The 13,861-nt window shown below is 65.1% G+C and carries 13 protein-coding genes; 10 read left to right on the top strand and 3 right to left on the bottom strand.

Annotated elements, in window-relative coordinates:
* The first annotated feature begins 111 nt into the window (after positions 1-111).
* From CH292_RS11780 to CH292_RS11740, 10 genes are all read left to right on the top strand, one after another.
* Positions 112-708 carry an MSMEG_1061 family FMN-dependent PPOX-type flavoprotein gene (locus tag CH292_RS11780; protein WP_094654810.1) on the top strand — a complete coding sequence of 199 codons (597 nt, stop codon included), beginning with the start codon at positions 112-114 and terminating at the stop codon, positions 706-708.
* Positions 709-718: 10 nt separating this feature from the next.
* Positions 719-2,863: a molybdopterin cofactor-binding domain-containing protein gene (locus CH292_RS11775; RefSeq protein ID WP_094654809.1), complete on the top strand. Its 2,145-nt coding sequence runs from the start codon at positions 719-721 to the stop codon at positions 2,861-2,863.
* 45 nt (positions 2,864-2,908) lie between these two features.
* On the top strand, positions 2,909-3,367 hold the full coding sequence (locus tag CH292_RS11770) for a (2Fe-2S)-binding protein (protein WP_026348098.1): 459 nt from the start codon (positions 2,909-2,911) through the stop codon (positions 3,365-3,367).
* A 102-nt stretch (positions 3,368-3,469) separates the two neighbouring features.
* Positions 3,470-3,640 carry a hypothetical protein gene (locus tag CH292_RS28890; protein ID WP_019666883.1) on the top strand — a complete coding sequence of 57 codons (171 nt, stop codon included), beginning with the start codon at positions 3,470-3,472 and terminating at the stop codon, positions 3,638-3,640.
* 72 nt (positions 3,641-3,712) lie between these two features.
* Positions 3,713-4,165, top strand: coding sequence for a GtrA family protein (locus tag CH292_RS11765; protein WP_019666882.1), 453 nt, complete (start codon positions 3,713-3,715; stop codon positions 4,163-4,165).
* 44 nt (positions 4,166-4,209) lie between these two features.
* A complete protein-coding gene (locus CH292_RS11760) occupies positions 4,210-6,441 on the top strand; it encodes a DUF2254 family protein (protein ID WP_094654808.1) in 2,232 nt (743 codons plus the stop codon).
* 329 nt (positions 6,442-6,770) lie between these two features.
* Entirely contained in the window at positions 6,771-7,733 is a 963-nt protein-coding gene (locus tag CH292_RS11755; RefSeq protein WP_026348097.1) for an acyl-ACP desaturase, read from the top strand.
* Positions 7,734-7,782: 49 nt separating this feature from the next.
* Positions 7,783-9,333, top strand: a complete 1,551-nt coding sequence (locus CH292_RS11750) for an acyl-CoA carboxylase subunit beta (protein WP_179277963.1) — start codon at positions 7,783-7,785, stop codon at positions 9,331-9,333.
* An 8-nt stretch (positions 9,334-9,341) separates the two neighbouring features.
* The gene (locus tag CH292_RS11745; protein WP_256978054.1) at positions 9,342-10,241 is read left to right on the top strand and encodes a triacylglycerol lipase; all 900 of its coding nucleotides are present in this window, start codon (positions 9,342-9,344) and stop codon (positions 10,239-10,241) included.
* 45 nt (positions 10,242-10,286) lie between these two features.
* Positions 10,287-10,991, top strand: coding sequence for a M50 family metallopeptidase (locus CH292_RS11740; protein ID WP_019666877.1), 705 nt, complete (start codon positions 10,287-10,289; stop codon positions 10,989-10,991).
* On the opposite strand, the gene CH292_RS11735 is transcribed toward CH292_RS11740, so the two are convergent.
* The 3 genes from CH292_RS11735 to CH292_RS11725 form a co-directional block, all read right to left on the bottom strand.
* Positions 10,936-12,387, bottom strand: coding sequence for an NAD(P)/FAD-dependent oxidoreductase (locus tag CH292_RS11735; RefSeq protein ID WP_094654806.1), 1,452 nt, complete (start codon positions 12,385-12,387; stop codon positions 10,936-10,938). The genes CH292_RS11740 and CH292_RS11735 overlap by 56 nt on opposite strands.
* Before the next feature lie 233 nt (positions 12,388-12,620).
* Positions 12,621-12,932 (bottom strand): hypothetical protein, encoded by a 312-nt coding sequence (locus tag CH292_RS11730; protein ID WP_230594019.1) that lies wholly within the window; start codon positions 12,930-12,932, stop codon positions 12,621-12,623.
* A 90-nt stretch (positions 12,933-13,022) separates the two neighbouring features.
* Positions 13,023-13,805: an SDR family NAD(P)-dependent oxidoreductase gene (locus CH292_RS11725; protein ID WP_094654805.1), complete on the bottom strand. Its 783-nt coding sequence runs from the start codon at positions 13,803-13,805 to the stop codon at positions 13,023-13,025.
* Between the last annotated feature and the right edge of the window lie 56 nt (positions 13,806-13,861).

The following is a 13,861-nucleotide window of genomic DNA, read 5'->3' as shown; positions in this document are numbered from 1 at the left end:
GACGATGCAGTCGGCTGGTTTTCCGCCGGCTGGATTTAGTTGCTTAGTCAACTACTGCTGCCGAGTGTAACGGCCACGAAGGCGATCTATTCCCCCGCTACCCTGTACTGCATGTCGGCACTTCGAGACGCTGCGTTCGCAGCCACCATCGCCTCGGTTCCGGATCTCGAAGACCTCGTCGGCGAGCCGTCGGAACTCGTACGAACCAAGGTCGGGCACGTGGTCACCCTCGGGGTCCGAGCGTTCCTGGACGACGCCCGCTTCCTGCTCTTCGCGACGTCGGATGCCGACGGCAACTGCGACGTCAGTCCGCGGGGAGATGCGCGCGGCGCTCTGCTGCATCTCGACGACCGGACGTTCGTGATCGGAGATCGTCCGGGCAACCGGCGAGTGGACAACTTCCGCAACGTCCTCGCCAACCCGCACGTCGGAATGCTGTTCGTGGTGCCTGGTGCATCGCACACACTCCGGGTCAACGGCCGCGCCACGCTGACGGTGGCGCCCGAGATCCTCGACCTGCTCGAGGGCGAGGAGGCACGGCCCAAGCTCGGTGTGGTCGTCGAGGTAGAAGAGATATTCGCGCACTGCCCCAAGGCTTTCCAGCGTTCAGGGCTCTGGGACAGCGCGCAGTGGGTCGACCCGTCGACCCTTCCCAGCTCCCGCGACATGACTGCGGAACTCAAAGCGGCAACACGCGTTTCGGCGTGACCGTTCAGGCATGCGTGACGAGAAGGGGGAGTCGGTGTGGAGTAGGCGAGCGTTTCTGACGACTCTGCTCATCGCTCCGACGCTCACCGTTGCGGTGTCGCCGTCCGCCTCGGCCCAGGATGCGACGGGTCTCGGTGACAGCATGGATCTGGGTGACGTCTTCATCGCGGCGGGCAAGCCGACGGAGCATCTGCTGGTCGTTCTGGATGTACGCGCCGACGGCACCGTCGGTCTTGTCCTTCCTCGCGCCGAGGTGGGGCAGGGTCTGACGACGTCGCTGGCGATGCTCGTCGCCGACGAGCTCGACGTACCCGTTTCGGCCGTGCGCGCGACCCTTGCCGATGCCCGTCCCGAACTGCTGTTCGGCCAGATGACCGGTAGTTCCAACTCGATCCGCTCGATGTACTGGCCGGTGCGTCATGCGGCAGCGGGTGTGCGGGCACGTCTGATCGCGGCGGCCGCGGCGGCGTGGACGGTGCTTCCCGACGCGATTTCGCTACGCGAGGGTGTTCTCACCGCTCGGGACGGTCGGTCGATGGGGATCGGATCCGTTGCCGTGGCCGCCGCCGACCCGTTGCTGCGTGTCGTCTCCGGTCCGCCCAAGCCGCAGAAGAGTCTCGCCGGGACAGGCAGGCTCGACGCACGCGCCATGGTGACGGGCGCGCACGAGTACGCTCTCGACCTCGACGTGCCGGGCGCACTTCCCGTTGTCGTCAAGCGTCCCCCGACGATCGGCGCCCGCGTGGACGGCGTCGACGAAGCGAACCTGCGAGGACTTCCCGGTGTGGTCGACGTCGCCGTGATCCCGACGGGTGTCGCGATCATGGCCGAGACCTTCGGCCAGGCCATCGACGCCGCCGCGGCGGCGCAGGTCACGTGGACGGCAGGCACCGTCGACGACGAGAACGACGAGTCCATCCGAGCTCGGCTGCACGGCGCCGTCGAACCGTTCGACACGGCAGGTGATCTCGAGGCCCGTTTCGATTTCGCGTTCGTGTCGCACGCGCCGATGGAAACCAATTCTGCTGTAGCAGATGTGCGTTCGGATTCGGCCGAGGTCTGGGCCTCGATGCAGACACCGATCATCGCGAAGCAGACCATCGCCCGCGCGCTCGGCCTGCCCGTGTCGAGTGTGACCGTGCACGTGGTTTCCGGGGGTGGATCGTTCGGTCGCAGACTGTTCTTCGACGCGCCGTTGGAGGCCGCTCGAATCTCGAAGGCCATGGGCAGGCCGGTTCGGTTGATGTGGACGAGGGTCGACGACATGCGTCACGGCCGGGCCCGTGCGGCGTCCCATCACAGGTTCGCCGTCCGCACCGACGGTCGGACGGTATCGTCGTTCGATCATCGAATCGCTTCTGTTGCAACGGACTTCTCGCACGGGTTCGGTGAGGCGTTGACCGCCGGAAGCGGTGGATCGGGACGGTCGGTGTACGCGCGGACCGTGGTCACCCCCTACCGATTCGGCGGGGTGCAGGAGTCACTGCGTGAAGTGGACCTGCCGATGAACACCGGCAGTTGGCGATCGGTGTTCTCCGCCACCAGTCGAGGCGCCGCGGAAATCGTCGTCGACCGGGTCGCGGCGCGACTGGGCATCGACCCGGTCGAGTTCCGTCGCGCACACCTCGAGGATCCACGCCACAGAGCGGTGCTCGACGCCGCCGCGTCCTCCAGCGGGTGGGGTGACCCACTACCCGCAGGAGTGGCTCGGGGAATCGGGTTCCATGCCGAGTACCGGTCGTGCGCGGCGGTCGTGGTGGAGATCGATGCGGTGGATCCGGAGCGGCCACGCGTCCGGCGTGCGGTGATCGCTGTGGACGTGGGTACGGTGATCAATCCGCTCGGATTGGAGGCGCAGATGCTCGGTGGGCTCACCGACGCCATCTCGACGACACTGTCCGCGGGCCTGCACATCGAGGCCGGGCTTCCGTTGGAGGGCAGCTTCTCGCAGTTCCACTACGCCAGGCAGCGGGATTCGCCGCTGGACGTTCAGGTCGTCGTCGTCGACGGTGGCGGCGAGCCAGGAGGTGCAGGCGAGCTGGGGGTGCCTCCCGCCGTCGGGGCCGTCGCGAACGCCTACGAGAAGGCCACCGGACGGGAAACAACATCGTTTCCTCTGCGGTTCGCCGTCGACTTCGAACCGTTCCCCCGATGACTACCGCTGCCACGGAAGGTGCACCTGTATGACGGACTCTCGCTCATGACCGACTTCGTGGTGAACGGTCGACCGGTGTCCGTCGATGCCCCGGGCGATCTTGCGTTGCTGTGGGCGCTGCGGGACAAGCTGGGCATCAGGGGACCGAAGTACGGGTGCGGCATCGGGGTGTGCCACGCCTGCACGAGCCACCTCGACGGCGAGGAGATCCTGCCGTGTGTCACGCCGCTGGCCGAGGCCGAGGGCCGCGAGGTCACCACCATCGAAGGTCTGGCCGACGGCGACCGCCTGCATCCGGTTCAGCAGGCATGGCTGGACGAAGACGTGGCCCAGTGCGGCTACTGCCAGCCGGGGCAGATCATGGCCGCGGTCGCTCTGCTTCGTCGTACTCCCGAGCCGACCGACGAGGACATCGACCGCATCGAGAACGTGTGCCGCTGCGGCACGTACTTCCGGATTCGACGCGCCATCGCGCGAGCCGCCGAACTGGGTGGAGAAGGGTGAGAGGGTGGCACAGCGTCGGTCACGGATGTCCGATTCGGGGTGGATTCGACCCGCACTTCGGCTGCCCAGTACGGTAAGGGGCGACACGGGAGGTAGGCAGTTATGGAAAGTATCGGCGCGTTCATCGGAATCGTCGTGGTCGTTCTGACGATCGTCTTGGTTGTTTTCGGGTGCGCGATGCTGTTCCTGGCGTCCGTGAAGCCTGATCTGTTCAACTTCGATCTCACGCGTGGCAAGCGCGCCAAGGCGGAGAAGAACACCCGTTCCAAGTAATTCGGGCCCTTCTACGGTGACATAGGCCATAGTGCGGGACTGAATGTCGTAGGTCTGCGGTTGTATGGATTCATGAGCAGCAGGGTCGACACGCATACCGGAGTCGATACCTGCGGGCCGCGGCTCAAGGCCAGGTTTCTCGGTGAATCGGCCACCGCGCAATTCGTCAGATTCGTTGTCGTCGGCGCGTCCAGCAATGCGCTGTATGCCGCGCTGTTCGTGGCTCTCGCGACGTTCGGGTCGTTCGTCGCCAACATCGTCGGTATCGCCGCCAGCACCGTGTTGGCCAACGAACTGCATCGTCGCCACACCTTCCACGCCGCGGAGCGTGTCGGCTGGTTCCAGACTCAGTGGGAAGCAGGCGGCCTCGCGCTCGTCGGGTTGGCACTCGGTACTGCCGCACTCGCCGCGGTGCACGTGCTGTTCCCCGGCTCGTCCGCTCTGGTCCAGATAGTCGCGGTCGTCGCCGTGAGCGCAGCCACCGGCGCTCTCCGCTTTCTCGCCCTCCGCGGGTGGGTTTTCTAGCTCTCACCACGTAGTTCACCTGCCCGGCTATAGGCTGGCTGGCCATGAGCAGGTGGTTCACCGAGACGATCGTCGACAACGGTCGATTACCGCTGTTCTTCCTGCTCGTGTCGTTTCTGCTGGCCTTCCTGTTCATCCGCTTCAGCGTTCGCATGATCCGGGCCGAGGTCTCCTGGTGGCCGGGCAACGTCACCCCGGGTGGGATGCACATCCACCACGTGATGTTCGGGCTGATCATGGTGCTGATCTCGGGTTTTTCGCTGGTCGCGATCGCGAACTACCACACCCCGGTCGCCAACTGCATCCTCGCGAGCGTCTTCGGCGTCGGTAGCGCGTTGATGCTCGACGAGTTCGCACTGATCCTGCATCTGCGTGACGTGTACTGGGCGGAGGAAGGTCGAGCGTCGATCGACGCGGTCTTCGTTGCGGTCGCCATCACCGGGCTGTACCTGCTGGGGGTGCATCCGATCGGTTTCGCCGGCGACTTCGACGCCTATCAGCAGGATCGTTCGTTGGTCACGCTCGCTCTCGTGCTCGGCGGGCTCGCGTTCCAGTTGGCGCTCGCCGCGGTCACGTTGCTCAAGGGCAAACTGTGGACGGGACTCGTCGGGTTGTTCTTCGTGCCGTTGTTGATCGTCGGCGCGTCGAGGCTCGGGCGGCCGGGTTCTCCCTGGGCGCGGTGGAGGTACGCGGACAAGCCGAGCAAACAAGCCAAAGCGTGGTCGCGTGAGAAGCGATTCCGTGAGCCGATGATCCACGCGAAGATCGTTGTGCAGGAGGCACTGTCCGGCCGCTTCGGAGTCCCGGTGAACATCGCCCCGGTGGACATCGCCCCGGTGCAGGAACTGCCTGTCGCGGCGACGCCCCAGGCGCCGAAACCCCCGTTGCCGAACCGAGTGTTGGCGACGATCCGGTGGCGCAGCACGCGCCGACGTCTGCGCAGGCCTCCGGTGTGGCGCCTTCCGACCCTGCTGGTGCTGTTCTTTCTGATCCTCGCACTCGTTCTCGTCGTCGTCGACGCCGAACTCGCGGGCAGCGACGGAAACGTCACGGTCGATTCGAGTCTCGACATCGGTGCGACGGCAACACTTCTGGCCGTCATCGCGGGAGGAATGATCACCCTCACCGGTCTGGTGTTCACGGCCATAACCCTGGCCATGCAGTTCGGCGCGTCACAGATCTCGGTGCGTGTGGTTCCGATGCTTCAACAGGAAGCCATCATGCGATGGTCCATCGGAATGTTCCTGTCCACCTTCGTGTTCGCCATCGTCATCGCCTCGGACATCGCGCTGTCCGGTCAGTCGTCGTCGCCGGTACTGTCGACGTCGATCGCGATTCTGCTGTCGTTCGTCAGTGCGTTCCTGTTCATCGGGCTGGTGGCCCGGGTCGGGATGATCCTGAACTCGTCCCGGTTACTGCGCTGGCTCGCTGCCCAGGGCAGAACCTCGATCGTTCGAATGTATCCGGCAGTCAGGGAATCAGCCCCGACGACATCGGCAAACAGTGCAGTGGTGCCGGAGCCGGACGATGGAGCGTCCTCGCCCGAGGAGACGTCGACGGTGAGGTTGACGCAACTCTCACCGGACGGACGAGTGCTGCTGGCGGTGAACCTGGCCGGCATCCAACGCATGGCATCGTCCTGGGGAGTGACCGTGCAGCTGATGCCGACCATCGGCGAATTCGTCGCCCAGGACGCCGTCCTGTTCCGCGTCGAAGGACCGCAACTGCGGGTTCGTCCGCACAAGCTCATGGCGGCCCTCGTCTTCGGAGACACGCACAGCCCGACGGTCAGCCCTGCTGCCTCCCTGCAGGCCATCGTCGACATCGCGTTGAAAGCCTTGTCCCCAGCCATCAACGACCCAGGACGTGCGGTACAGGCAATGGATCACCTGGAGGACCTGCTGATGACACTCGCACCGCGAGTGCACGCAGAAGCCGAGGACTCTGCGCTCACCCGCGTCCGAGGAACGCGTCGGACATGGGGTGATTACGTCGCGGTCGCTACCGACGAGATCCGACACTTCAGCCGCGGTTCGACCCAGGTGCAGCGTCGACTCCGGTCGTTGTTCGAAACCCTGAGGGCCGCATGCCCGCCGGATCAACACCCACCGCTGCTCGCGCGGCTGAGCGCGCTCGACGCTCAGGTGGCGCGCGAGTGGTCGGGCAGTCTCGACGTCGGCCTCGCCAGCGTGGCCGATCCCCAGGGCTTGGGTTCGGAGATGGGGGCGATGGGCCGAATCCTCCCGCTGAGGCTGGGAGTGGAGCCTGCGGAATGACCCGGGGGGGGCTGGGAGTGGAGCCTGCGGAATGACCCGGGGTTGGCTGGGAGTGGAGCCTGCGGAATGACCCGGCGGGGCACCTGCCACCCTTTTTACGAACTCCGCATACTCGTTCAAAGCTGAACAGGCGTGGCAGGTCGATAAAAAGGGTGCCAAGTCGCGCAGACGGGGTGTCGGTGTCGGGTGGCGCCGGCACGACGGTGTGAGCCTGCCCAAAGTCCCCACGGGCAGGCTTGCTACATCTAACAGAATTTCCGGCAGCTGACGTTTCGACCGGTCGAGCACACCTACGCTCTCGTAGGTATTCGATTCGAGGAGGCATGTCCATGGTCAGGGAACTGACACAGCTGGAGCTGCTGCAGGAGCTGGTTCCGGTTGCGGAAGACAACGTGAACCGGCATCTGTCGATGGCGAAGGAGTGGCATCCCCACGATTACGTGCCGTGGGACGAGGGCCGCAATTTCGCGGAGTTGGGCGGCGTCGACTACGACCCGGAGCAGAGCAGGCTGTCGGACGTGGCCCAGGCCGCGATGGTCACCAACTTGCTCACCGAGGACAATCTGCCGTCGTATCACCGCGAGATCGCCGAGAACTTCTCGCAGGACGGCGCCTGGGGTACCTGGGTCGGCCGGTGGACCGCCGAGGAGAACCGTCACGGCATCGTCATGCGTGACTACCTGGTCGTCAGCCGAGGCGTGGATCCCGTCGCGCTCGAAGAGGCTCGCATGATCCACATGACCAACGGGTTCGCCTCTCCCGCCGGTTCGCACACGGGGCTGCTGCATTCGGTGTCCTACGTGACGTTCCAGGAGCTGGCGACGCGCGTGTCGCATCGCAACACCGGCAAGGTCTGCGAGGACCCCATTGCCGACCGCATGCTGCAGCGCATCGCGGCGGACGAGAACCTGCACATGATCTTCTACCGGAACATCTGCGGCGCCGCGATGGACATCGCGCCGGATCAGACGTTGAACGCGGTGTCGGACATCGTGACGAACTTCCAGATGCCCGGCGCTGGGATGCCGAACTTCCGCCGCAACGGTGTGTTGATGGCCAAGCACGGCATCTACGACCTGCGCCAGCACCTCGAAGAGGTCGTGTGGCCGGTACTGCGCAAGTGGCGAGTGTTCGAGCGCGAGGACTTCACCGGCGAGGGCGAGAACAAGCGTGAGGAACTCGCTGTGTTCCTCGACGACCTCGAGAAGCAGGCGACGAAGTTCGAGGAGATGCGCGACCGTTCGCTGGCTCGTGATGCGGCCAAGGCGGAGAAGGCACAGAAGGCGTCCTGATCCCCCGCACGCGTGCACCCTGGGGCCGTACCGAACACGGGAGTTCGCACTGAACACGACAGCCGAGAAACTGTCCAGCCTCGCCGAGAAACTCGACCGGGCGCACAGTCCAGGTAGCGAGAGGGCGATCGCCAAGAGAGCCGCTGCCGGTTTACCCGGTCCCCGAGATCGCATCGACGCGCTCCTCGACCCGGGCAGTTTCATCGAGTACGGCGCGTTGATGCGGGCTCCGGGCAGCCCGAAGAATCCGTACGGCGACGGCGTCGTCACCGGCCGCGGAACTGTCGGGGGCAGGCCTGTTGTCGTGTATTCGCACGACAACACCGTGTTCGGTGGCTCGCTCGGAGAGATGTTCGGCCGCAAGGTCGTTGCGATGATGGAGTTGGCCGCGAAGACGGCGTGTCCGATCATCGGTATCAACGATTCCGGTGGCGCCCGGGTGCAGGACGCCGTCACGTCGTTGGCTTTCTACTCCGAGATCGGGCGCCGCCAGCGGTTGCTGTCCGGATTGGCTCCGCAGATCTCCATCATGCTCGGCAAGTGTGCTGGTGGTGCCGCGTATTCGCCGGCGTGCACCGACTTCGTCGTCGCAGTCCAGGACCAGTCGTACATGTTCGTCACCGGACCGGACGTTCTGAAAGCGGTCACCGGGGAGGATATCTCGGCGGAAGACCTCGGTGGCGCGAGGAAGCAGGCCAGCTACGGCACGGTGCATCACGTCGCCGATTCCGAGGCCGACGCGTTCGTGTGGGTGAAGACGCTCCTGGGCTACCTGCCGAGCAACTGCCACGAGGGCGCACCCGTCGTGAACCCCGGTCTGGAACCGACTGTGACGGAATCGGATCTGAGCCTCGATTCCTTTCTGCCGGAATCGGACAACACCGCTTACGACATGCACGACGTCATGATGAAGGTCTTCGACGACGGCGAGTTTCTCGAGGTCGGTGCGCTGTACGCACCCAACGTCATCACTGCGTTCACCCGAGTGGACGGCAGAACCGTCGGCGTCGTCGCGAACCAACCGACGTATCTCAGTGGAGCACTGGACATCGCCAGTTCGGAGAAGGCAGCGCGCTTCATCTACATCTGCGACGCCTACGCCATCCCGATCGTGTTCCTCGTCGACATCCCCGGCTATCTGCCCGGCTTGGAACAGGAGCGAGCCGGCGTCATCTATCGGGGCGCCAAACTGCTTGCCGCAGTGATCGAATCGACCGTACCGAAAGTGACCGTCGTCATCCGAAAAGCCTACGGAGGCGGGTACGCAGTCATGGGTTCGAAGAACCTCGGTGCCGATCTGAACTTCGCCTGGCCGACGGCACGGATCGCGGTCATGGGTGCCGAGGGTGCCGTCGGGTTGCTGAAGCGCCGGGAAATCGAGGCAGCGGGCGAGGACGGCCCGCGGGTGCGTCAGGACTTCATCGATTTCTACAACGAGTACGTCGCGACGCCGTACACCGCTGCCGAGCGTGGGTACATCGATGCCGTCATCGAACCGTCGCAGACCCGGCTCGACATCAGGCGCGCGCTGAAACTGCTCGCGGACAAGACTCCCGAGCCACTCCCGCCTCGGCGTCGATCGCTGCTGCGGCCGGTGTGAGCACGAACATGAGTGGAGGGACCCGCATCGGAGCGTCGGCGATCGTCGTTCTGGCGTTCGTGTTCGGCGCGGGCACTGCCGGGATCTCGGGAGCGGCCCCTTCTCCGGACGTTACGACGGAGACCGTCGGTGTCGGACCCGAGGCGTCGACGCGGAACGAAGCGTTGCTGTACGCCCAGCTGCATCCCGACGCCGCACCGGCGGGGTCCAACGACTTCGGCTGCGTTCCGTCCGAGGAACATCCGGAACCCGTTGTGCTGGTTCACGGCACGTACAGCACTGCGTACGGAACCTTCGCGTCGTTGTCACCGGCACTGAAGGCGCAGGGCTACTGCGTGTTCGCTCTGAACTACGGGGAGGAGGCGACGAGCGCGGCCGGACTTCTGCAGCGACGTGGAGTCGCTTCTGTGGCCCGGTCCGCACACGAGCTGAGCGTCTTCGTCGACGGTGTCATGGAACGGACCGGGGCAGAGAAAGTCGACATCGTCGGTCATTCGCAGGGTGCACTGGTGGCTCGACAGTATCTCCGGTTCGGCGACGGAGCGCCCAAAGTAGGTTCGGTGGTGAGTCTTTCGGGTTCCAATCACGGGACCACCCTCGGTAGCCGAACGGACCTGGCGCCCGACCCGAACCTCGGCGCCGTCCTCGGCCAGGCTGCAGTGGATCAGACGCGAGGATCACCGTTCCTCGAGGCGCTCGACGCAGGTGGCGACACCGAACCGGGCGTCGACTACACGGTCGTCGCCTCTACCGGCGACACAACCGTCACCCCGTGGGAGTCGACGTTCCTCACTGCAGGACCCGGTGCAACCGTTCGGAACATCACCCTGAACGAACCAGTGGATCATTCCTCTGTTCCGTACTCTCCGGAAGTTCTGGCAATCGTGCTGGTTGCTCTTCAGGGCTGAGTGCCCGTGCGGTAGCGATGGCCCGGCCCACGGCCATAATGAAGAGTGACCGAATTCTGGGACCGCATTTCCGCGGTGAGTCCTGATCCACCCGTCTGGATCGTCCAAGTGGCAGCGCTGGTCGCTCTGGCGATCGTGTTGATTCCGCAGACGTGGAGGGTTGCGCGCAATGTCGTGACGATCGCCCACGAGGGTGCTCATCTGTTCGTTGCTCTGATCACCGGCAGGCAACTGGTGGGACTGCGATTGCACTCGGATACGTCGGGCGTCGCGATTTCGAAGGGCAAGCCGACGGGCCTCGGGGTCATCGCGATGACCTTCGCGGGATATGTCGGGCCGTCGCTGCTCGGCCTCGGGGCGGCGTTCGTACTGGGCACGCAGCGCGCGTCGGCGGTGCTGTGGATCGGAATCGTCTCGATCGCACTGATGCTGTCGATGATCCGCAACGTCTACGGAGCGTTGTCGTTGGTCGTGGTCGGTGCGGCGCTGTTCGCGGTGTCCTGGTGGGGAACCGGCGAGCAGCAGGTGGCCGCCGCGTACTTCATCACCCTGTTCTTGCTGATCGCCGGACCACGGCCCGTCCTCGAACTGCAACGCTCACGCAGTCGAGGACGGGCACGCGATTCCGACGCCGATCAGTTGGCTCGCCTGACGTTCCTACCGGGAATCGTCTGGGTGGGCCTGTTCCTGCTGGTTACGTCCGGCTGTCTTGCAGTGGGCGCGTGGCGGATTCTGGCTCCGGTGCAGTGACCGGGGCGTCGCTTCCTGGGGTTTCCGGTGCGGTGAAGTAGAACATCGCGCGCCTGGCGTCGACTTGCTGCTCGGTCATCGCCAGCTGGCCTCGTCCGCGGGAGAAGAACGCGGTCAGCCAGGAGATCACGGTGGTGAGGCGGCTGCGGAAGCCGACGATGTAGAGCAGGTGCACCAGCAGCCACATGATCCAGGCGATGAAGCCGGTGATCTTGATGGGGCCGACCTGCGCGAGGGCGGAGAAGCGGGACACCGTCGCCATCGAGCCCTTGTCGAAATACTTGAAGTCCTTGCGCTCGGGTATCTGCTTGCCCGCGCGCACTGCTTCGACGCCGTCTTCGATCACGCGTGCCGCGTAGCGGCCGCCCTGGATCGCGACCTGTGCGACGCCGGGGAGCTTGTCCAGTGCCATCATGTCGCCGACGACGAATACTTCGGGGTGGCCGGGGAGGGTGAGGTCCTTGTTCACCAGGACGCGGCCTGCGCGGTCGATCTCGGCGCCCGACTGTGCGGCGAGGGTCTTGCCGAGTGGGCTCGCGGCGACACCCGCAGACCAGACCTTGGTTCGCGAGGCGATGCGTCGGACGGTTCCGTCACTGTCCTTGACGGTCAAGCCGCCCGCGTCGACCTCGGTGACCATCGCGCCGAGCTGGATGTCGACGCCCATCGTGGTGAGCCGTTTCGCGGCCGCCTGACCGAGGGAGTCGGCGAACGGGGGCAGAACCTTGGGTGCGGCGTCGAGCAGGATGATCTTCGCTGATCGCGAGTCGATGTGCCGGAAGGTGCCGTCGAGGGTCTTGTTCGCGAGTTCGGCGATCTGGCCTGCCATTTCGACGCCGGTAGGTCCGGCGCCGACGACGACGAAGGTCAGCAGCTTCTCGATCTCGGCCGGGTCCGTGGCGAGTTCGGCCTGATCGAACGCTCCGAGGATGCGGCCGCGGAGCTCGAGGGCGTCGTCGATGGTTTTCATGCCCGGTGCGTATTCGGCGAAGTGGTCGTTGCCGAAGTAGGACTGGCCGGCGCCTGCGGCGACGATGATGCTGTCGTAGCTGGTTTCGGTGATGCGCTCGAGGAACTGGGAGGTGACGACTCGCTTCTCGAGGTCGATGGCGTTGACCTCGCCGAGGATGACCGAGGCGTTGTGCTGGTCCTTGAGGATCATGCGGGTCGAGGGGGCGATCTCTCCTTCGGAGAGGATGCCGGTGGCCACCTGGTACAGCAGTGGCTGGAAGAGGTGGTGTGTGGTCTTCGCGATCAGCGTGACGTCGACGTTGGCCTTGCGCAGTTGTTTCGCCGCGAAGAGACCGCCGAACCCGGAGCCGATGATGACGACGTGATGCCGATGTACTCGCTGGGCGAGTGCGGGAGTCAGGTCAGGCGTGGTGGATGCGGACATTGGTTGTGTCCTTCTTCGGTTCGGGACGGTCGGGTGTGAGGCCGTCATGTGTGCTGTGTCACTATGGTGCTTGAAGACTACACCAGTCCATGTGCGAATGTTAAGACAATATCGCCCGCCACTTTCGACCGTTTCGCCGAGGCGGTGGATGGGACATCCGGACACAGCACACAGCACACAGCACACAACGCCATCCGCGGTTCGCGGACGGCGCTGTGGATCGTTCGGGTGAATCAGTCCTTGTGCGGTGTCCGTTCACCGGTGTCGGGATCGATGTCGAGCACCACGTCGGGAGAGTCGGGATGGTAGAGGACGGGCCGAGCCGCCGTGGCGCGCTTCGCGCCGGCGCGTAGTAGAAGGACGCCGGACGCCACCAGCACGATCGTTGCGATACCGGCGATCCATACCCATCCCTCGAAGCCACCTGCGAGTGCGGTGATGAACAACGCGGCAGCGACGATGCCGGACATCACCAGGATGATTCCGGTGCGGTTCTCTGCGGTCTTGATCCAACGCGGACCGGGCGCGGTCTTGTTCTTGGCCATGACGAGTAGTCCCTTCGGGTTGCCTGGGCCTGAGATACCCGCTGGGAGATCGTTCACACAACCTGTGCTCGATTGCGGACGAGTCGATCGTCAGGCCGGCGGCCGGGGAGTCCCGACGGATGCAGTGGTGCCGCCGTCGACCGGGACGATCACGCCCGTCATGTAGGCGGCGTCGGGTGAGGCGAGGAAGAGTGCCACGCGCGCAATGTCTTCCGGCTCGCCGACGCGGTCGAGGGCGATGCGGTCCATCAGTGCGCCGCGGAATGTGGGGTCGTCGAGGCGGGACTTCGTCTGTTGGGTCGCCGTGAACGCGGGGGCGATGGCGTTCACCCTGATCCCACGTCGTCCCAGATCCAGAGCGAGGCTCTGCACCAAGGTGTTCACGCCGCCCTTCGTCGCGTTGTACGCGAACTGGCCCCAGTCGCCGCCCAGGCCGGCGACCGACGACATCGCGATCAAGTTGCCTCCCGATCGTTCGAGGTGGGGAACCGTGGCTCGGGCGACGTGGATGAGCGCGTCGAGATTCACCGCCCGCATCCGGTCCCACGCCGAGTGGTCGAAGTCGTCGATGACCGTGGGTTCGCTGAGTCCCGCGTTGTTGACGACGACGTCGATTCGGCCCTGTCGCGCAACGATGTTCGCCACGACGCGGTCGACTTCGTCGCGTTGCGTCACGTCGACGACCCACGCCGATGCTCGGTCTTCCCAGTCGTCGACGGTCTCCCGCAGTGTGGCGTCGGACCTGCCGAGGACGCACACCGTCGCACCCTGTTCCAGGAACGCGACAGCGACGGCTCGGCCGATACCCGAGCCACCGCCGGTCACGACGACCACGTGCTCGGCGTAGGGATTCGACGCCCATGCGATGGCCATCGGTAAAACCTCCCGATCCGTGTTTTGTACGGACATTAGTTCTTGACGAGGTGGAG

It is taken from the genome of Rhodococcus sp. 14-2470-1a (genome assembly GCF_002259425.1).
In the GTDB taxonomy this organism is placed as follows: Bacteria; Actinomycetota; Actinomycetes; order Mycobacteriales; family Mycobacteriaceae; genus Rhodococcoides; species Rhodococcoides fascians_E.
The sequence above is the reverse complement of the archived record's forward strand: the minus strand, read 5'-3'. Positions and strand labels throughout refer to the sequence as shown.